Annotated in this window: 14 protein-coding genes; 2 read left to right on the forward strand and 12 right to left on the reverse strand. The window is 47.0% G+C overall.

The annotated features are described in order from the left end of the window. Positions 1-98: 98 nt before the first annotated feature. Positions 99-5,966 (reverse strand): DUF3320 domain-containing protein, encoded by a 5,868-nt coding sequence (locus B9Y77_RS02800; protein ID WP_085490388.1) that lies wholly within the window; start codon positions 5,964-5,966, stop codon positions 99-101. 202 nt (positions 5,967-6,168) lie between these two features. Here B9Y77_RS02800 and B9Y77_RS02805 point away from each other — a divergent pair, with 202 nt between their 5' ends. After that, a complete protein-coding gene (locus B9Y77_RS02805; RefSeq protein WP_085490389.1) occupies positions 6,169-7,752 on the forward strand; it encodes a vWA domain-containing protein in 1,584 nt (527 codons plus the stop codon). 69 nt (positions 7,753-7,821) lie between these two features. On the opposite strand, the gene B9Y77_RS02810 is transcribed toward B9Y77_RS02805, so the two are convergent. The 5 genes from B9Y77_RS02810 to B9Y77_RS02830 all read right to left on the reverse strand — a co-directional run bounded on the left by B9Y77_RS02810 (position 7,822) and on the right by B9Y77_RS02830 (position 14,905). Further along, positions 7,822-8,433 carry a hypothetical protein gene (locus B9Y77_RS02810; protein ID WP_085490390.1) on the reverse strand — a complete coding sequence of 204 codons (612 nt, stop codon included), beginning with the start codon at positions 8,431-8,433 and terminating at the stop codon, positions 7,822-7,824. A gap of 9 nt (positions 8,434-8,442) precedes the next feature. Next, entirely contained in the window at positions 8,443-9,687 is a 1,245-nt protein-coding gene (locus tag B9Y77_RS02815; protein ID WP_176221701.1) for a TonB-dependent receptor, read from the reverse strand. Positions 9,688-10,032: 345 nt separating this feature from the next. Beyond that, the gene (locus tag B9Y77_RS02820; RefSeq protein ID WP_074208437.1) at positions 10,033-11,895 is read right to left on the reverse strand and encodes a phosphoenolpyruvate carboxykinase (GTP); all 1,863 of its coding nucleotides are present in this window, start codon (positions 11,893-11,895) and stop codon (positions 10,033-10,035) included. Positions 11,896-12,905: 1,010 nt separating this feature from the next. Next, on the reverse strand, positions 12,906-14,066 hold the full coding sequence (locus tag B9Y77_RS02825) for an FISUMP domain-containing protein (protein WP_085490392.1): 1,161 nt from the start codon (positions 14,064-14,066) through the stop codon (positions 12,906-12,908). Beyond that, positions 14,066-14,905 carry a TIGR02147 family protein gene (locus tag B9Y77_RS02830; protein WP_085490393.1) on the reverse strand — a complete coding sequence of 280 codons (840 nt, stop codon included), beginning with the start codon at positions 14,903-14,905 and terminating at the stop codon, positions 14,066-14,068. The genes B9Y77_RS02825 and B9Y77_RS02830 overlap by 1 nt, the downstream gene beginning before the upstream one ends. Before the next feature lie 391 nt (positions 14,906-15,296). Here B9Y77_RS02830 and B9Y77_RS02835 point away from each other — a divergent pair, with 391 nt between their 5' ends. Next, entirely contained in the window at positions 15,297-16,355 is a 1,059-nt protein-coding gene (locus tag B9Y77_RS02835; RefSeq protein ID WP_085490394.1) for an MBL fold metallo-hydrolase, read from the forward strand. On the opposite strand, the gene B9Y77_RS02840 is transcribed toward B9Y77_RS02835, so the two are convergent. From B9Y77_RS02840 to B9Y77_RS15885, 6 genes are all read right to left on the reverse strand, one after another. Continuing rightward, positions 16,356-17,030, reverse strand: coding sequence for a 7-carboxy-7-deazaguanine synthase QueE (locus B9Y77_RS02840; RefSeq protein WP_085491422.1), 675 nt, complete (start codon positions 17,028-17,030; stop codon positions 16,356-16,358). Positions 17,031-17,104: 74 nt separating this feature from the next. Next, the gene (queD, locus tag B9Y77_RS02845; RefSeq protein WP_085490395.1) at positions 17,105-17,434 is read right to left on the reverse strand and encodes a 6-carboxytetrahydropterin synthase QueD; all 330 of its coding nucleotides are present in this window, start codon (positions 17,432-17,434) and stop codon (positions 17,105-17,107) included. A 1-nt stretch (position 17,435) separates the two neighbouring features. Continuing rightward, positions 17,436-18,089 (reverse strand): 7-cyano-7-deazaguanine synthase QueC, encoded by a 654-nt coding sequence (gene queC, locus B9Y77_RS02850; protein ID WP_014545058.1) that lies wholly within the window; start codon positions 18,087-18,089, stop codon positions 17,436-17,438. A 102-nt stretch (positions 18,090-18,191) separates the two neighbouring features. Further along, positions 18,192-18,857: a dethiobiotin synthase gene (gene bioD, locus B9Y77_RS02855; protein ID WP_085490396.1), complete on the reverse strand. Its 666-nt coding sequence runs from the start codon at positions 18,855-18,857 to the stop codon at positions 18,192-18,194. Continuing rightward, on the reverse strand, positions 18,854-20,059 hold the full coding sequence (gene bioF, locus B9Y77_RS15880) for an 8-amino-7-oxononanoate synthase (RefSeq protein ID WP_176221702.1): 1,206 nt from the start codon (positions 20,057-20,059) through the stop codon (positions 18,854-18,856). The genes bioD and bioF overlap by 4 nt, the downstream gene beginning before the upstream one ends. A 3-nt stretch (positions 20,060-20,062) precedes the next feature. Continuing rightward, positions 20,063-20,812 carry a 6-carboxyhexanoate--CoA ligase gene (locus B9Y77_RS15885; RefSeq protein WP_176221703.1) on the reverse strand — a complete coding sequence of 250 codons (750 nt, stop codon included), beginning with the start codon at positions 20,810-20,812 and terminating at the stop codon, positions 20,063-20,065. Positions 20,813-20,919 lie beyond the last annotated feature (107 nt).

A 20,919-nucleotide genomic window follows, 5' to 3' on the forward strand; every position in this document is an offset into this window, starting at 1 on the left:
CTCCTTTGGACCTTACTTACTTTAAAGTAAGTTGAAAAGTTCACTTTTTATGAGGCTAAAAACGAATTTGTCTTGATAAAATGACAATGATAATGACTTTATTGCTTTATCATTGCAATGCGATTTCCGTCCTTTGCAATAAATTTCATCATGGCAGCCCATTCGATGGCTCTGTCGATGACATCCTTCATTTGCGAAGTGCATTTCGTAAATCCTGAAACTTTCGCAATCAATCGTTCCATTTCTTCGAGCTCGATGCTTATTTGACTATCGACAATCGCCTTGACTGCAAATGCAATCTCCTGCATGGGGATGTCGTCCACATTGCGCTTGAATCCGTCTGAAGGTCTCCTAAATTCAACAAGTCCCTTGCTATCCGGGTTCCAATAGAAAGTCTTTCCATTTTCTTGCTTTTCGGCAAAATGGAGATACTTACAAAAACCGTGTATGCGATTTATGAATTTTTGCGTGCGCTTGGCATTCCACAAATCCGAGAGACGAGCGTCGAGTACGGTAGACGAGATTGGAGATTCCGCTCTTACGATTTTCTCGATCTGACTTTTCAGAAGTTCTGTAGAAGACATATCATATATGTCGCGACCTTTGGGCGGGTGCTCCACATTTGCGAGCTGATACGTTTTGAACATCGACTGGAATGTTTTTAGCCCGGTGGTTTCATCGGAGACATTTGTCCCCGTATCACCACTTGCGTTTTCCGCCGGAAGCGCCGTTTCTTCGACTGGGCTTGTTTCGACATCATCAATTAAAACGGGCTGCTTTTCCTTTTCGATGATTTGGTCAATCTTTTGCTTTATTCCCTGCACAATGCGGTCGCGGTGTTCCCTGTTCAAGAACCATTCAAATGACCACAAGCGGACAATGTTCCATCCGAGTGTTTCTAGGATACTTTGTTGTAAAACGTTTCTGTCTTTTGCTGTGCGGGCTTTCTTGTAGTTTTTCCCGTCGCAAAGAATTCCCAAAATGAACTTCTTTTCGTTTTCGGGATGTACAATTGCCAAGTCCATTTTAAACTTCGAACAACCGACATCCAGTTCAACGTTATAGCCTAATTTTTTCAGTTCATTTGCAATTGAAATTTTGAAGAAATCTTTCGCAGACGTAGCCCCTGCAACATGCGATACCGGGAGCGCCCTCTTGCCGTATTTTGCATAAGTCAAGAACGCTTTGAGTCCAGCGACACCTTCGGACGAAGACCTATTCAAGTCAATCTGTTCCGGCTGCAATGTCGAATACACAAGCATTTCATAACGCGAACGGGAAACCGCCACGTTCAAGCGACGCCATCCGCCGGCATTGTTGATCGGTCCGAAATTGAGCGACACGTTTCCATTATGGTCCGGTCCGTACCCAATAGAGAAAATAATCACGTCGCGTTCATCACCCTGTACGCTTTCCAGATTCTTGATGAAAATCTCCTCGCCAGACGTTTTCGACCATTCTTCCAATTTCGGATTTTTGGAGAATTCATCATCGAGCAAGTCATCAATGAGATTCTGCTGAACAACGCTAAACGTGACGACCCCGATGCTTTTTTTGCGTTCGGATTTGTCTTTTAAGCGTCTGATTATTTCTTCCACTATTAGTTTCGCTTCGGCGAGGTTTTGGCGGGTCTTGCTTCGATCGTATGTACCCTTGACCGGAATGAACTTCACGCAACCTTCTATATCGCTTGGCGACGGGAACGTAAATAACTTATGGTCATAGTATTTGTAGTTACTAAAAGCAATGAGGCTTTCGTCTTTCGAACGGTAATGCCAAAGCAAGTGCATTTCGGGCATAGAGATTGCCAAGCAATCGTCCAAAATGCTTTCCAAGTCTTCCTTGTCTAGATTGTCTTCGTCAGTATATCCCTTTTTGAAGAAACTTGTCGGGGGCATTTGTTTGGGGTCGCCGACAACGATGAGATTTTCTCCGCGTGCAATCGCGCCAACCGCTTCGCAAGTCGGTAGCTGGGACGCTTCGTCAAAAATGACAAGGTCAAATTTTGGGAATGTCGGACCGATATATTGCGCCACAGAAATCGGGCTCATCAACATGCACGGGGTCAGCTTGCGTAGTAAAGTAGGGATTGAATCGAACAACTGGCGTATGGATTTTCCCTTGCATTTGCTTGCGATGCTCCTCTTCAAAATGCCAATTTCAGATGACGACGCGACCATTGTAGAAGATGGAATATTCGCCGAAAGTTTTGCAATAAGTTCTTTACGGGTAAGCTCGGCAAATTTTTCGATGGACTGCTTGTAATGCTTGATTTCGTGTTCAATCAAGCTAGCGTTGATGTTGCCTAATTCAGAATCTTCTTCGATGTAAAGGATTATCAGTCGATAAGCAACGTTTGTTCTAAACGCAGTCGTCACATCAGAAATTGCAACTCGTCCTGATTCAATCGCACGAGAAACGCATTTTATGCCTAAATCAGCGAGAGTCTTTTTGCAGGCATTGTAATTACACCAGTCACGCAATCCGTGGAGGTTGGCTTTCCATGAACGGATTTTTTCTAGGAGCCCTGTTGTCCAATTATCGCCAAATGGAATTTCTCGTTCCATGTTTGTTAAGGTGCGAATGAACCTCCAGAGATTTTGCATTTCCTCATAGGTTCGCTTAAAATCAGCGAGAACTTTGTTGTTTCTTTCGCGGAATGTTCCTAAGTCTGCTATATCTTTGCATGCAGCGCTAATGTCGTTTGGATCATTGTATAGGCGGCTTATTATTCCGTACTGTTTCGTGCCTAGAGCGTATTGTTGTTCAAGAAGATTCCAGTCGCTTTTGTACGATTTCCAGAAATTGCCATAGGCATTCGAAAGAACTGCTGCGGATTCGTCAATCGATTTTGAGTGCCGTTTGAATTCAACCAATTTGTCCAGTATTTCGGCGACGTGGTCTTTATCAATTTTCGGATTTTTCGCCAGACGCCTAAGTGCCGAAATTGTTTTTCTCTGACCGAAAAATTTCGGAATGAACCATTTGGCAGATGCGTCCTTCCATTCTCCGCGTAAAGCGACGGCATCGATGTCATAGATTTCAGGTTCAAATATGTTATCTATTTTATCCTGAATTTCATTTCTCAGGCGTCCATTTTTACAGGCATCCGCCAAAGCATTTTCAAAGTCAGAATTTCCCTTAAATAAAACGCCCAATGGCAATGCATCGATTGTTCCGAGATTATCACATAAAGATGATAACGCTTCGGCTTTATCTTGCGAATCAATATTCAGCGTTGTAAATTTTTGTTTGAGTTCCGAAAGGATTTCCGAAATGTGGATGACGCAATGTTCAAGTTGATCTAAGAAGTTTGAAATGTTTTCTCGCTCCGTCTCGGAATATTGGTAACAGTTCCAATCTGAAAGCGGATGACTAGACACATTTCCACAAAGTTCGCCCATGATTTTGAAACGATCACTAGCGTCGAACCATTCTTTCAATTTTGCGGAATCTGCGCTCTTTACAAGATTGTTCTTGACAGGAATTGCTCCGACAAATTCCGGATGTTCCTCGAAGAGTCCAATGACGTCGTAAAGGGAATATCCTGAAGCGCGAACCTTGTGGATTTTATCCATAAGGCTATTCAAATGGACGCGCATCTTGTGGAGATTTTCGGCTTCAGATTTGTATTCGCTCGGTGCTTGGCGTTTCCCAAATTCCAATGCTGAATTCAGTTGCTTCATGACCGAAGACTTGTTTGCCTTATTGGAATGGAGCTCAAGACAAAAAGCACCAAGTCCTTGCTTCTCAAGACGGTTTTGAACAACAGAAAGGGCCGCCATTTTCTCGGCAATAAACAGCACGGATTTTCCGTTGAACAAAGCATTTGCAATCATGTTTGTAATGGTCTGCGATTTTCCGGTTCCCGGAGGACCATGCAGCACAAAGCTACACCCTTTCGCAGCAGAACAGATTGCCGCCATCTGTGAAGAATCGGCGCTTAGCGGAATTGCCATGTCCGAAGGCTTGAACGATGCATCCAATGTTTCTGATGCAACAAGTTCCGGCAGAGTTTCTGGAAGTACTCCGTCAATAAGCCCCTTGACAATCTTATTCTTGGAAAGTTCTTCACTACGTTGTCTGATATCGTTCCACATGATATATTGCGAGAACGAGAACTGTCCAATAAATGCGTAATCTACAACATCCCAGCGCTTCTTGTTTTTGATAGCTTGGCGGACTGTCGCGAAAATTTTCTTTATATCTAAACCGCTCCCGTCAATTGGCAACGGATCAAGACCGTTTATGACAAGATTGAATTCCCCACGCAGTTTCTCAAGTAACGTAATGTTGAATTGCGGTTCTTCATCGCGTTCGCGAATGATAAAGTTTTGTCCAGCCGATTTATGGACAATTTCAAGAGGCAACAAAACAAGAGGAGCATAAAGAGCTTTTTCGCTGACCTTCGTCTCGTACCATTTTAAGAATCCAAGTGCGAGGTATAGCGTGTTGGAGCCGTTTTCTTCTAGGCTGGCTCTTGCGGCGCGGTACAGTGCACGAATTTTATTTTCTGTTTCCGTCTTCCCCATGAAAGTGCGAAGGCGTTTGTTCTGGAATTCATGATCCAGAAGTTCATCGATATCATCGTCTTTGGCGATGGAAATGAAGTTGTTTTCAAATTCCTTTTTCCGTCCGTCAAAAAATTCAACAATCTTGAATTCCTCTTTTGCTGTAAGGGCGTCTTCCAAAATTCCCAAATCATTGCAAATCAGCTGAATGGACTTGCCTGTCGGTTTGAAATTCAAAAGTGAATTTCGGAGCGTCATGTTCAGGAGCTTGTTCTGCCAAATTCTCTGCTTGCTGTGTTTTACGGGACCTTCGCTTTCGTCCTTTTCTGCAATTTCGATTTCTTCGGGAGCGCTCCACGTCGTTTCATCTAGCTTTTCTTCTTGATTTTCAGGCAGTTTTTCCAAATTGCCTTCTGCATCATATTTTCTCTGCGGAATCGGGCGAATTGAATTGCCAAATCTGGCTTGTTTTACATCGATAAAAAACTGAAAATAGTTTTCTTTCAAAAGATGATTTTTCGCTTCGTTGACGGCTTTGTCAAAATCAATCTGTGTTCCTTGTGCAAAAAGAGTACATTCAACAAGACAAATTTCACCGACATCGTTGCTGACGCGTTTCGAAAGAAGGCTTAGGTCATCCTGGACTGCACTGGCAAACGTCTCTTCAACAAGCCAACAGCCTGCAAATGCGTGGTCCTTTGTCAGAACGATAATCGGGTGGAGCCACGCTTGTTCCAAACATGAGGCGTAAAGAATCGAGAGGTCTAGGCAAGTTCCCAATTTTTGCGTTGCAATTTCATCACAAGTTCTGATTTTCTGTCCTGAAATTTCAAAGCCTTGCGGAGGCATGGAGTAATGGATATCCAACTCTTCTAGAGCTGCAAAAATGGCAGCCATCTGCTTTAGCACATGATTTTCACTTTTCCTCTGGTAACCACATAATGCCCCATCACCCGTCCACGATTTCAGCTTTTCCGATGCTCGGCGCAGTACCTGTGCTACAAGCGGATGATTCGGTGTAATGTAGGCGGCAAGTAATTCGGGCAAGACATAATCGCCACCCCATTCATTATAGGCAAGTAAACTAATTTCTTGCGTCAGCCGTTCTACTTCGACCGAGTTCACGGATACCACAATTTCAAGGAGCCCTGCAAAGCGTTCTGTAATACCCATGAAAAAATTGGGATCTAGATGCAAGTCGACCACTTCCGAAAATGTCTGCCGGTCATCTGGTGATGTAATATCCACCAATTCCTGTGGGTCGAGATTTTCAAAGGTGTATTTCGCTGGAGCTGAAAATTCCGGTTTTGCAAAAATTTCAACCGTTATCTTTTCCAAACGTTTTTCTGATATGTTGGCAATCTGCAATGAACGGATGACAGGAACACGATTCTGCTGCATTGCAAAGTTTAAGACTTTCGAAAAATCACACTTGACTTTAATTAACTTGCCCATGTAAACCTCGTGATGAAATATATATTAATGGGAATTCTCTTTTTTGCTGTGCTCTCCTCCCCTATATAAAACGCTTTGTTGCATATAGAAAATGTTTTGACAATTTTCTCAACAGAAATAGCGATATTTCAAAAATTTACACATTTTTGTTGTGTTGCTGAATTATATTTTAAGTTGTGTAAAACAAGAAGGAGGTGTTAACATGAAAAAGAAATGGTTGGCGGTTATAGCGTTTTCGCTATTGAGTACCGCTTGTAGCGACGATAATGGCGCTAATTTTGCGAGTACCGCGGGCATCGACGAAACTCCCGTAAGTGCGGGGATCGAAAGCTCCGGTGCAGAAAGCTCAAGTGTCGAAAGCTCTGCCGATAGTCCCAAAGCCGAAAGCAGTTCTGCAATGTCTTCTAGCATTGAAAGCTCTGCAGAAAGTTCTACAGAAAGCTCCGCTGAAAGTAGCTCGGGAACAGAAAGTTCCTCAAGTGTTACGCCCAAAAGCAGCGCGGCAAATACCACAGATACGCCTTTTGGTGACTATGAATTTGCCCTTACTGATAGCTACGAAGGCGGTGCGGGCGCTCCTGGTGGCTTTGGCGGCGGATTCTCTGATGCAACCACTTCTACGAAAGGCGGCGGTGCCGGTGGCGTAACAGGTGGTGCCGGAGGCGTTAGCGTAACAGGCGGATCTCCAGGGGGCGCTGGTGGTGTCGGCGGAACGAGCGGCGCGGGAGGCCTTGGTGGCACAAACAACAGAACATCGGGTTTGCTCACGGCTGGTGAATGGAACGATCTCGACAATTGGAAGTTCTGGAGCGACCTCCTCAACGAAAACAAGTATTACGAAAAAACGAGTTACTGGAAATTCTATCCCAAGAATTTAGTGGCAGTACAAGTTGTCGACGGGAATAACACGGCCATTGCAAACGTCCCCGTGGAACTCCTTAAGGGAGGCTCCGTACAATTCTCCACAAAGACGGATAATGCCGGGTTCGCTTACTGCTGGCAGAGCCTTTTTGCCAATGATGATAGCGATATCGTAGCGGCCGATTATTCTCTTAACGTCAATGGCGCAAGCTATATCGAACCGCTAAAGTTCACAATGCAGGGCGATGAACAAGTCAATCTTAACGTTGTCGTAAGTGCCGACGCCCAACAGGCCGCAGCAAAAGCCGATATCGCATTCATCGTGGATGCAACAGGCTCCATGACCGACGAAATCCGCTTCCTCATTTCGGACCTCAATTACATTATCGACCACGCTAGTTCGGGCAACAACATCGCTTTGCGCACTGCAGCATTGTTCTACCGCGATGTCCAAGACGAATACATCACTCGATACGATGATTTTTCAGATAACGTTTCTATGACTCAGGAATTTGTCGCCAAACAGAAAGCAGGCGGTGGTGGCGACTATCCCGAAGCTGTTGACTATGCACTTGAAGCTGCCTTGCAAAAGCTTTCCTGGAACGAATCGGCTCGTGCACGTATCGCTTTCTTAATTCTTGACGCCCCTGCGCACCATAAGGACAACGTCATCGAAAGCCTGCAAAAATCTATTGCACTCTTTGCCCAGAACGGCATCAAGATCATCCCGGTAGCTGCTAGCGGCGTGGACAAGGACACCGAATTTATGCTGAGATTCTTTGAACTTGCAACGGGCGGCACGTACGTCTTCCTCACTAACGATAGCGGCATCGGAAACAAGCATATTGAAGCTTCCGTCGGCGATTATGAAGTGGAAAAGCTAGCCGATTTGATGGTCCGCCTCATCAAGAAATATATAGAATAAATCGTAACCAATAACATACTCAAAGTGCCGCGACGTTAAGCCGCGGCACTTTTTTAATTCCTTTTTGGATTATTTTTCAAGAGGCGTTTCTTTAACGACTTTTTTAGCAATCCCCTTTATGACACTTTCCCAGTCGCCCTTTGTCATGGCAAAAGTGAAAGAGCTCTTGTCGTAAGCTCCGCCATAAGCTAACACTTTTGTATCATCCACAGAAACGATACTGTACATCACTTGTAGATTAAGGTTGTTGTTGCCTATGCAGCCGTTTCGGTTATGGCAAATGTCGGTGTCTCTCCAAAAGCGGATTGGATGGATGGAGACGACAATACCGCTTATTTCCTCGATCTTTTCTTTCTCTGGCAACGGGATAGCGATATAGCCATCTTCAAGAGGGGCTTGGCTCATGATAAAGGTTTCGTCTTTGGCTTGCATTACCGTATGAGGCACTTCTGTGTACGAAGAAAATGCGCTATCCATATATGCAAGCAACCATTGCTTAAATGAGTCCTCATCGCCAAAGTCATCCGTGACATCGTCGGAATTTGCAACATAAGGTTCCGAAATGAGAATCGTAAAATTCTTGGGCGGGGTTTTCCATTGCGGATCAACCGCCAAACGCTTGCCGCCACAGCCGACTAGCAAAAGCGAGAATACTGCAACTAAACATGCTCTAAACTTCATATAACCTCCTTAGTACCAAGATGCCGGCTTCGGTTTCCAGAATCGAATGCCAACACCAATGCTTAATGTCCATTGAATTCCGTCCCAGAATCTTTCGGTTTCTGCTTTATCGTCATTCCTGTTTGGGTCATTGCAATAATAACCGTAACCACGAGGATCGTAGTTCCAGTAGCTATCCCTGCAATAGTTTTCGACAAAATTCATGCGGGCTTGGGCAAATGCGGTAATGTCCCAGGAATCCGAAATCGGGAAATAGTAGTTCCCTTGTACAGCAAATGTCCAGGATTCATCATCGAGAATAGCGGCAGGCATGTCATTGCTTTTCGGGTAGACATCGACATACATGATACCGAACAGAATATCGACGGTAAACTTCTTTTTAGGGCCTATTGCGGCTCCTGCCATCAGAGAGTAAGACTTTTCCGAAATGGAGCCACCCTTGTTGTTATCGCCGATAGAAAAGTTATACTGGTATTGGAAAAATGCCCTACGGTAGCTTGCTCGTAGCGCAATTCCAAAAGCGTTCGAAACATCAAAGTTGTCGTCAAAGCCTGAAGTGGATGTCGAAGGTATACCGAACATCGCAATACCCGTCAATGCTACCCAGACATCGCGTTCTGCGATTTTCTTGGCAATTTCCTGTTCTCGAATTTGTTGCTTGATGAGCTTGTTTTCTTCTTTTGCTTGTCTCTTTTCTTCGGCGGTTCTATCAGCAAAGCCAGGCATCTGTGTTTCGACAAAGCCACGATATTCCGATTCCGGATATTTCTTCAAGAATGCATTCTTGTCTTCGCCAAGCCAGCTTGTATCGCACCTTATAGCAGGCTTGATGCTGCAGCGGTAATGGTAATCATATTTAGCTTTAAGGTACTTGAAAAAAAGTCTCAGCACATCTTTATCTTCGCGAGAGCCGTTCAATTCGGCTAGTTTTCTTTCGATGTATTCTGCTGAAACATGGCGCAAAGCGAGTTCTTCGTCATATGTGTTGAACTGGTCAAGAACGTTAAAGCCGGCTTCAGATTCCTGAACTTCTTTATAATGAGTTATGTACGATAGTAGTTCATTGAAGGCTAATGCTTTCAGGTCGTCTTCTTTTGCAGCCCAGTAAAACAGGTAAGAGTTTTTCTCGTCTGTAGAGTAAAAAGATGTATTCGGATGGTTTGTCTTGAGGCATGTCACAAGGGTCTTCAATGTGTCTATGTACTCTCTAAAGCACCTTTGTTCTTCAATCTGACCCGATTCGCCTTCTGCCACCGTGAAAAAGAGGATGGAGATTGAATAATGCGAATATTTTTCAGTGCATTCGCCAAATTTCTTTGCCAGATTTCTCTTTTGTAGTGAAAGTTGCGCTAAGTTATCCGAACATTTGGCTATTTGCGTTGATGCTGCTTGTTGATTCCCCGTCTCGGTTGGTGTGAAATTGTAGTAGAAATCTGCCAATGAGACTGAAATTGCAATTAAGATAAAGAAGAATATTTTATTTACCATAACGTAAATATAGTTTATTTCATAGCCAACTTGTTAAAAAAAATAAACACAAAATAAAAATCCCCGCTACCTTTGGGGTAACGAGGATTTTAAAGTTCCTAAAGGGAACAATTATGCCTTATTGAGGCGATCCTGGATCATGTCGATGATTTCAGAGAGTTCCTTCGGGAGGTGCTTGCCGAACTTCGGATAGTGGTTTTCCTTAACGTCAGCGAGTTCCTTCTTCCAGCCTTCCACGTCAACCTTCGTGATCTGCGGGAGAGTTTCCTTATAGTAGTCAGCGAGACCATCAGTATTGATGGCGCCTTCCTTCGGCATGTAACCGATCGGAGTTTCGACAGCGTTGTCAACACCGTTGCAGCGGTCGAAGATCCAAGCGAGCACACGGCTGTTGTCGCCGTAACCCGGCCACATGAAGCCACCCGGAAGCTTTTCGTTGTTGGCATCCTTGCGGAACCAGTTCACGTAGAAGATCTTCGGAAGCTTGTCTTCAGTGGACTTCTGACCGATTTCGATCCAGTGCTTGAAGTAGTCACCCATGTTGTAGCCGCAGAACGGGAGGATTGCGAACGGGTCGCGACGGATCTTACCGACCTGAGAGGCGTCAATCGTAGAGGCAGCCGTGATTTCGGAACCCACGATGGAGCCGAGGAACACGCCGTGGTTCCAGTTCAAGGACTGGTGAACCAGAGGAATGGTGGACGGACGACGACCGCCGAAGAGGATTGCGGAGATAGGAACGCCTGCCGGATCTTCCCATTCCTTAGCAATGCACGGGCACTGCTTAGCCGGAGCGGTGAAGCGAGCGTTCGGGTGAGCCATTTCTTCGCCCTTAGGAGCCTTGTCCTTCGGGAGAGCGTCACGGGTCTTGCCCTTCCAGTCAACGAGCTTGCCCTTAGCCGGGTAGCCGATGCCTTCCCACCACACGTCGCCGTCTTCAGTGAGAGCGCAGTTCGTGTAGATCGTGTTCTTTTCAGCAGAAACAAGAGCGTTCTTGTTGGATTCTGCAGAAGTACCCGGGGCAACGCCGAAGAAGCCAGCTTCCGGGTTGATAGCATAGAGACGGCCATCCTTGCCAAACTTCATCCATGCAATGTCGTCACCGATGGTTTCGACCTTCCAGCCCGGGATAGTCGGGATGAGCATGGCGAGGTTCGTCTTACCGCAAGCAGACGGGAATGCGCCAGTCACGTACTTGACTTCGCCCTTCGGGTTGGTGAGCTTGAGGATGAGCATGTGTTCAGCGAGCCAGCCTTCGTCGCGAGCGAGAACGGTAGCAATGCGGAGAGCAAAGCACTTCTTGCCGAGGAGGGCGTTTCCACCGTAACCGGAACCGTAGGACCAAATGAGGCGTTCTTCCGGGAACTGCGTGATGTACTTGTATTCAACGTCAGCGCACGGCCAGATGCCGTTGTCGCTTTCGCATTCGCGGAGCGGCTTACCAACGGAGTGGAGGCACGGAACGAAGTCAGCGTTCGGGTCAGCATTGAAGATATCGAGAACCTTCTTGCCAGCGCGAGTCATGATGTCCATGTTGAGAACGACGTATTCGGAGTCAGTGACTTCGATACCGTTCTTGGAAATCGGGGAGCCGAGCGGGCCCATGCAGAACGGGATCACGTACATGGTACGGCCGTGCATACAACCCTTGTAGAGCTTACGCATCGTCTGCTTGAGTTCAGACGGGTCGATCCAGTGGTTGGTCGGACCTGCATCTTCTTCCTTGACGGAGGAGATGAACGTACGGGATTCGACGCGAGCCACGTCAGACGGAAGAGAACGGAACAAGTAGCAGTTTTCCTTCTTGGCAAGCTTCGTTGCGAGGCCAGCCTTGACGCACTTCTGCATGAGGGCATCATATTCTTCCTGGGTACCGTCAACGACGACGACGTTGTCCGGTTCGCACATGGCAATCATTTCATTCACCCAAGTACTGATTTTCGGGTGCTTGATATCGTTAAGAGTAAGACTCATTATGAGCTCCTATTGGTTTAACGTGTTAGATTTCGAGATATTTCGAACGCGCTACAAGATAGCAAAAAATATGGGTATTGGTCAATGAATTTTAGCGATTAGTAGGCGGTAGGAAGTAGGCAGTAGGAAGAAAATGGAAAGATTCAACCTAAACATTAAACCTGTCATGCCCGCCGGAGCCTGTGCTGAGCGAAGTCGAAGTAAGCGGGCACCACCCTTTCAAGAACGGCATCACCTTATAACACAATGTAAGGCTCTGTCGGGCTAAACTGTACACTTGTGCCCGGCTAGCAAAAAATCCTCAATCCGTAAGCCCTTCCAAAACTGTTTTTCGGCTGCATGACCGATGTTTTTACGCTGAAATGACCGTTCGGCGGTCCGCAGCATGTTCGCAGCTATACGGCCTGGCCTAACAGAGCCAGAGGGTCATTTTCGCAGCTTTTTCGCAGTTTCGACCCAAAAGTACGGCCTGGCCCGACAGAGCCTCGGGCTAAACTGTACACTTGTGCCCGGCTAGCAAAAAATCCTCAATCCGTAAGCCCTTCCAAAACTGTTTTTCGGCTGCATGACCGATGTTTTTACGCTGAAATGACCGTTCGGCGGTCCGCAGCGTTTCCGTAGCCGTACAGAATGACTGGACAGAGCCAAAGGGCCATTTTCGCAGCTTTTTCGCAGTTTTGACCCCAAAGTACGGCCTGGCCCGACAGAGCCGTTTTTATTAGTGCTTTTTTGTTCATTACATTTAGCTCACCAAAAATAGTCCATTACCGTTTTTTTGCCTAGAATCGCCATATTCGTGTTTCGGGGTACCTCTGGACTCACGAAACAAAGCCCAAATAGTTGAACATGGTTTTAGCCCCAAAATCAGCCCAGAATCGCGCCGTGGAATCACAAATAAAGCTGTTTTTGCTAGTCCTAAAAAGACCGCCAGAAACAACGAAAAAAACGAGCTTTTACACCCGTTTCGTAACCCTGGGAAAACTCGTTTCCAATAATGTCTACAAACACCCCTACTCAGAGTCCTTGACACAGCGGACAGAAAGTCCGTCGTTTTCGTTATCGGCACAGACACTTATCATTCCTGCAGAACTATTGCTGAATTCGACTATCACAGGACAGTCATTATTTCTTGTGTCTATGGTAGATGTCCAGAAATAGGCGGAAGTTCCGGGCTCAAAAAACTTTTGGAATTCTGCGGAATATTCGCCGGCAGGCAGAGCGGCAAAGCCGTATTTGTCAATTGCTTTTTTCCAACCTTGGGCGGCATAATCGTAAAATGCCGAATAGCCCCCATTTCCACTGAACGGCCATTCCTCTATTGAAGGAAGGTGCCATCCTGAAGGACATACAGAATTGGCTGCCTTGAGAGTATATAGGCGCCCATACTTGTCGCAGTTTTCCGTCTTGTTTTCGTTACACCAGCTCTGGACTCCGTCTTCCATTTCGTAGTTGAGGTTTTCAGCCATCCAGACGCCTTCTTCTAATTGGACCGTCTTATAAGTTTTGCTATCACGGGAATCGTCCATAACGGAATAGTCGTGTTCGCGTTTTGTAGGCTCTGGAGCCGATCCTTCGCTGATTTCGTAGGTGATTCCGCTGAACCGAACAAACTTGACATTCTTGTTGTTCGCATCAATGTCGAACCAGTGATCACTATAGCACGAACATGTCGTTTCCATATAATGCTCTCCGTATTCGATTTCCAATGTATCACCGGAACGCTTTGTCAACAGGTCTGCTTCAACTTGACAGAGATCCATTACGTTCAAAATCATCACTTGGTAATTTCCTTTACCGTCTTGAAGAATGTAAGCCTTGGGCAATTCTTCTGATGAGTCTTCTACACTAGCAATGAGGGCAGATCGTTTGGCTAATACTCGTTGCTCTAAACCAGATGAAATGCAAAAGCCGAGTTTCAAGCCTCGTTTAGTGTCTTCTGCAAACGCATTTGAAGGCTCTGCTTTGTCACTAGAACTAGATTGCAACTCACTTGATGAAGAATGTTTGACGTCTACGGAACTGGACGAATTATCTACGGAGCTCGAAGAACTATCGTTCTGCGCCACGGTGTTGTCAATTTCTGTAGTCCCCGCCTCGTTAGGAGAATCGGAGCAGGCCCAGAGCAGAGCTACGGATAAAGCGATTACGAAATTTGTCTTATTCATATTCATTAGCCTTTCCTTGATTCAATGTTGCTAATCTTGTCTGTCAAAGGGAAAATTTGCAAATTCATTTGGTAGACCTGATCTATCTTTTGACACTCGTTGGCAATGTCGATAATCTTCTTGCGGAAAATTTCGATTTCCCTGGTGATACGATCATAAGTGCGCTTGTCAATGCCCATGGTGATTCCCGAAAAGTTGCGTTCCTCGACAGAATCGTTGGCGATGGAGCGTGCCGCCAGTTCGGTCATCTTTTTATTCATGGTTCGAATGACAAGGGGTATAGTTTCCTTGGAGCCCTTCACGGCCTTTTGCGTTTGCTCATATGTTTCGTCAGCATTCTTTTTGAGCAGGTCTGCCTTGACAAGGAACTGCAGGGTGTCGCGGACTTGTGCCGCCGTCGTCTCGCTACGGATTTTGGAAGCGATCTCACCAAAAGTAGCTCTCGGCATGACGGGCGCAAGTTCGCGGACGATAGGACAGGTCGGGTCTTCATAGTAGCGAAATGCATCTGCATCAATTATTCGGATCTTATTCATGCGGGCTTCGCGTTCAAGCGCCATAAGGGCCGCTTCCTTTTCGCTGTCGTTCTTGGCGTTGCCAAATCTTACGAGCAAGGCGAAATAGGTGAAATCAAAACCTTCTAGATTCATGGCACGAGCCACCTTAGCGACACCCGGCTTGCTCAAGCTTGTTTTGCCATCGCAGACCAGTTTCAGGTATGCCGGAGAAGCAAAACCAGCAAGGCTTGCGAATTTACGCCATGTGAAGTAAGAACTTCTTTTGCGTTCTTCATAGAAGTCTTGCATATATTGGCGGTAGTCTTGATATTCAGTAACGGGTCTCATGTTATGAAAAATAAAACAAAAATAGCGATTTTGCAACAAAAATCACCGTTTTTCAAAAAATTTTCAAAAGAAAAACGAATATGATACAAATGCGTTTCATAAACAACTTACAAAAAATCAACTTTCCACATTTGCGTTAGCCTGGCTCTGTCGGGCTAGGCTCTGTCGGGCTAAACTGTACACTTGTGCTCGGCTAGCAAAAAATCCTCAATCCGTAAGCCCTTCCAAAACTGTTTTTCGGCTGCATGACCGATGTTTTTACGCTGAAATGGTCATTCGGCGGTCCGCAGCATGTTCGCAGCTATACGGCCTGGCCTAACAGAGCCCAATGTAAACCTGCACATCTGGATAGAATTTTTAGCAAAAAACAATTATATATTAAAGCCTAGCTATGATTACAACGATTATTTTAACAGTCCTTTTCATTTTGGGCGATGCGGGCGTTCTGTTCCTAAGCCAAGATAGCTTTGGCAAGCTACCGCAAGGCAAGCGATTGGAACGCGTCAAAAAGTCCCCGCATTACGATGGCAAGCAGTTCGTGAATGACGAAGAAACGGAATTCATGACAGGCAACAAGAGCACGCTTACCGTCTGGCGTGAATTCATGTTCAACAAAAAAAAGAACACCGTCCCCGACACGGCTTTGCACGCGATCAAGACGGATTTGAGAAAACTCCCGAATGACAAGGATTGGATTGTTTGGTTCGGCCATTCGTCGTACCTTGTGAACCTTTCGGGTAAGAAAATTTTGGTGGACCCGGTGTTTTACAAGGGCTCCCCCGTCAAGTTTGCCAATAAGATGTTCAAGGGTACGGACATTTACAAGCCCGCCGACATGCCGGATATCGATTACCTGGTTATTACTCACGACCATTGGGATCACTTGGATTACGAGACCGTCACGGAGTTGGAACCGCGCGTCAAGAAGGTCATAACCGCACTTGGCGTAGGCTCGCATCTGGAATATTGGCACTACCCCGTGAGCAAACTTATTGAGCTCGACTGGTGGGAAAAAGCGCAGCTTGGCGACAGCACCCGCGTTACGGCAACGCCTGCAAGGCACTTCTCGGGGCGCGATTTGCACAAGAACAAGACGTTCTGGGCGTCGTTCGTTTATGAATCACCCAAACGTACAATTTGGATAGGCGGAGATGGCGGCTACGGATCGCACTACTCAAAAATCAAGGCAAACTTCCCGAACATCGATTTAGGGATTCTTGAAAACGGACAATACAATCCGGATTGGGCGCAAGTCCATACGATGCCGCAATATTTGGGTCGTGAAATGCTTGAGCTAGGCGCGAAGCGCTATCTGACGGTTCACCATTCCAAGTTCTGCCTGAGCAAGCATCCGTATTACGAGCCTCTCGAAAATGCGAAAAAGGCCGCCAAGGAATCTGGCAAGCCTTTGCTCATGCCGCTAATCGGCGAAGTTGTGTATTTAGATTAGTTACACCCCGCGCATGTCGGGGTCCCACACGATTTTGTGGAGTTGCACTTGGAAGCGTGCGTTGTTTTGTGTCATGACCTTGCTACTCACCATCCAATTGACAATTTGCTCGTTGGTGAGTTCGCCCCATACCGGCGAAATAAAAATGTGCGGCATATTATCTGGAGATGTTAGCGAGAGTCGCGCGACAACGCCTTCTGCTTCCAGCAAATCTTCTACACTCCCAACAACGAACTTGAGCACGTCATTTTTGCCGAGTGAAATGATATTTTCCATCTTCATTCGGGCAGACATGCCGCTGCTTTTGCACTTCCAGTCCATCGTGTAGAACAGCCCCGGTAACTGCCATTTGCAAGGAACCGTGCCGTTTGTTTCGATGTTGACTTCAAAGCCGGCATCACTGAATGCAGTAAGCAACTCGCCCACGCCTTCGTGAATCAGCGGTTCGCCTCCGGTGAGCGTCACGCATTTTACACCGGATTCGTTGCGATACGCTTCAACCGCTGCAAGGACCTCCCCCACGCTCATCTGCTTAAAGTCAGGACCTTCGACCGCATACTTCGAATCGCAATAGCTACAGCGCAAGTTGCAGCCGTGCAGGCGCACGAACACTGCCGACTGCCCCATGCGAATCCCTTCGCCCTCGATACTCTTAAAAATTTCGGAGACTTTCATAAAAACACCCATAACTTGACTGGATCCTATCGCTGCGCTCCAGGATGACAGTGCAAACCGCGGCACAGTCACCATTACACTTCGTACTCGACGGTATTGCCTTCGCTTTCCTGGACCTGCACCTTGTAGCAATGCGGCACCTGTTCGCAAATCCAGCGAGCCAAGTTCTCCGCCGTCGGATTAAAGTCCACCACATCGTTCAAGAACTGGTGATCGAGCTTGCCCTTCACAATTTTCTTGATGTGCGAGAAATCGACCACCATGCCGTTTTCGTCGAGAGTTTCGGACTGGCAGAACACCGTGATAATCCAGTTATGGCCATGCAGACCGCGGCACTTGCTTTCGTACGGGAGCGAGAGCTTGTGAGCCCCAGAAATTTCAATACGCTTGATAACTCTGTACATATTACGCCTCGTATTCCGTTGTGTCGTTGATGCCCGCTTCGGCGAGAGCCGCCTTGCGTTCCAGGCAGGTTGCGCACTTGCCGCAATGGATTTTACCGCCCTTGTAGCAAGACCAAGTTTCGCTGTAATCCAAGCCAAGAGCCTTACCCTTGCGAGCGATATCCGCCTTGGAAATGTTCGTGTACGGAGCATCAATTGTGATGTTTGCGTATGTACCCGCCGAAATCGCCGCCGACATGTTCTTCACGAATTCTTCGCGGCAGTCCGGGTAAATCGCATGGTCGCCAAAGTGGTTTGCCATCATCACGCGCTTGAGGTCACGGCTTTCGGCAAGCCCTGCCGCCACAGAAAGCATAATGCCATTGCGGAACGGCACCACCGTCGATTTCATGTTCTCGTCGGCGTAAGTCCCTTCTGGGATGGCATCTGCCCCCGAAAGGAGTGACGACGTAAAGTAATCGTGCATGAACTTGAGCGGAATCGTAATGTGCGGAATCCCGAGTTTTTCGCAATGCATGCGCGCAAAAGGAATTTCTTTGTCGTTATGGTTGCTGCCGTAATCAAATGAAACGGCAAGCGCAATATCCGCAGCGCGGTCGTAGAGCAAGGTCACACTGTCCATTCCACCGGACAAGACCAGCAAAGCGTCTTTCATAAAATCTCCTAGTTTTGTTTAGAGTCAGGATGGGTCTCGAACTGACTATTGCAAAGATAGAAATTTTGCGACACTTTTCAAATATTAAAAAGCGGACTCGCTCTAAAATACCTGTACGCCTAAATCGCTGTCGCCTTCCTTGACTTTTGCAAGAATTTCAAGCCCCGTCAAGTCCTGCATCATGCGGATATTGTCATCTTCCATTTCAAAATTGCCGCTACAGCCGTAACGGTTCACGATAATTCCACGGATATCTAGGCCGCGACTACGAGCGTATTCTATAGTGAGCACGCAAGCGTTGATGGAGCCGAGCGCCGCCGTTGTTACGATAAGCAGCGGAAGCTTGAGCGTCTTGATGATATCTTCGAGGAAAATTTTCTGGTCATCATAGCGGATGGGGCAAATGATTCCCCCGCTTCCTTCGGCAAAGATGAATTCGTGGCGCGAACAGGCCGCATTAAAGTCCGCTTGAACTTTCGAAAGTTCAACGGGATTGCCTTCTTTTTGTGCGGCCAGATGCGGTGAGACCGCCTCTTTGTAAACGTAACTGACGAGCTGTTCTTGCGTGTCCGGGAGATTTGCAATGCGCTTGACATAATCGGCATCGCCTGCAATCCACTTGCCATCACGGAGTTCAGCACCACTAAGAGCCGCTTTGTAATAGCCAGCGTCAATGCCGGAATCGCGCCATTTTTTCACCAAAAGACCCGTGATAAAAGTTTTACCGACATCCGTACCTGTCGCCGTAACGAAATAACCTTTGCTCATATCGCCTCCGCAATTTTAGCTGCAGCAAATTCAAGTTCTTCTTTTGTATGCGTTGCCATGAGGCTTGCGCGTAAGCGGGCCTGCCCTTTTGCAACCGTCGGATAACGGATTGCAGGAATCAAGACGCCCTCATTCTGGAGCGTTTCCGAAATCCGCAAAGCCTTCGCCTCATCCCCAATGATAATCGGGATAATCGCCGATTCCGTCTGCGGAACTTGCAACCCATGCAAGCGCAAAGCATCGCAAAAGAATTTCACGTTGTCACGCAATTGCTGGACGCGCTCCGGGTGCGCATCGATGAACTGCAAATTGCGGAGTGCAGCCGCCGCTACCGCAGGGGCCATCGCTGTCGTGAAAATGAAACTGCGAGACTTGTTTTTCAAGAATTCAATCAACTGCTTGGAGCCGGCGACAAAGCCGCCTTCGGCGGCCACGGCCTTGCTCAAAGTCCCGACGGTCACATCGGCATGTTCACAATTGTAATGTTCCGCAAGTCCGCGCCCCGTGCGCCCAAGGACGCCCGTGGCATGCGCCTCATCAATCATCAAAAGGCAATCGCGAGCGTGAGCAATGCGCAAAAGCTTCGGCAAATTCGCCAAATCGCCATCCATGCTGAAAACAGCATCCGTCACGATGAGCCCGCGGAAATTCGAAACCGCGTTTTCCGCAAGCTTTTCTCGTGCGCAGAACTCAGCCTTGGCCGCTCCAATCGCGCGTTCCAAATCCGCCATGTCATTGTGCTTGTACACAAAGCATTTTGCACGCGAAAGACGAATACCATCAATGATGCTTGCGTGATTCAGTTCATCGCTGAAAATAAAATCGTTCTTGCCGCACAACGCCGAAATCGCACCCACGTTTGCCATGTAACCCGTGTTGAACGCAATAGCCGCCTCTTCGCCTTTGAACTTTGCAATAAACTCTTCGAGTTCATCGTGCGGAGTCTTGTTGCCGGTCGTGAGGCGAGCGCCACCGCTCCCCGTACCCCATTCAAGGACCGCATCCGCCATCGCCTGCTTGAGTTCAGGAACGTTCGCCAAATCCAAGTAAGAATTCGAAGCGAGCAAAACCGTATCCTTGCCCGCAATCGTCACATGCGATGCTTCTGGCGACGAGATGTGACGCAACGTGCGGTACGTATTGTTCGCACGCGCCGCTTCAAGCGCATCTTTTGTGAAAAGGTCTAAAATTCGTTCGTTCATTTTTTACTTCTGAATTTCCACGAGTACTTTCTTTTTCTGCAAGTACTCGATGCATTCTTCGGCGGATGCTTTTCGAGAATCAAACAAGAAAATGCGGCCTCCGTTTTCGTCGCCCATTTCCTTCATCTTCATAATGCGAACATAGCCGAGTTCCTTGCTCGCGACATAGCCCGTCACGTAATTCGGGTCATCGCTTACGCAGAATTCTGCCACCATACCCGGTGCATTTGCCACCTTGGTCGCAAGGACAATCGCTTCGTTAAAGTGATTCTTGCAACTATCCACTTCGCTTGAATGAAGCGCATCCATATACGTCGCACGGACACCGCGATCTTTATCCGGTTCCAAGCGGTTTCCCGTTGCAATATCGTAAAGCATAGCCCCGCGCATCGGGAACGTTGCCCGCAAGAGTTCCTGCAATTTTTCGCGCAGTCCACAACCGGAGCCCATCAGCGGAGTAATCAAGCCAAACGCCTTTTCCAACCCTTCCTGCCACGTTTCCACATCCACGCGCGTTACAGGGAGCGATTTCAAGACCTGAATATCGCTTTCGTGAACCTTTTCAATTTTCACATTGATAAAATCCGGGTCGCCTTTGGAATGATTCATCGCACGGCGCACCATCGCCGCACACACAGCTTCCACGGAATCACGACCAACAATACGTTCAGCACCGGAAATATGCTGTTCATGGGAGTTTTCGCCTTCGCCAACATGCTGCGAGGCTCGCATTTTTAAACTGTAGTAATCCATAAGAGCCTTCTTTTACGCGCCACAATTTAGAAAAAAGGTCTTTATTTTTTCATTGAAATGAATATATTTTTGCTAGTAACGGGAGTAATGACTTTTCTTGGTAACTG

This window comes from Fibrobacter sp. UWB13 (assembly GCF_900177805.1).
GTDB lineage: Bacteria > Fibrobacterota > Fibrobacteria > Fibrobacterales > Fibrobacteraceae > Fibrobacter.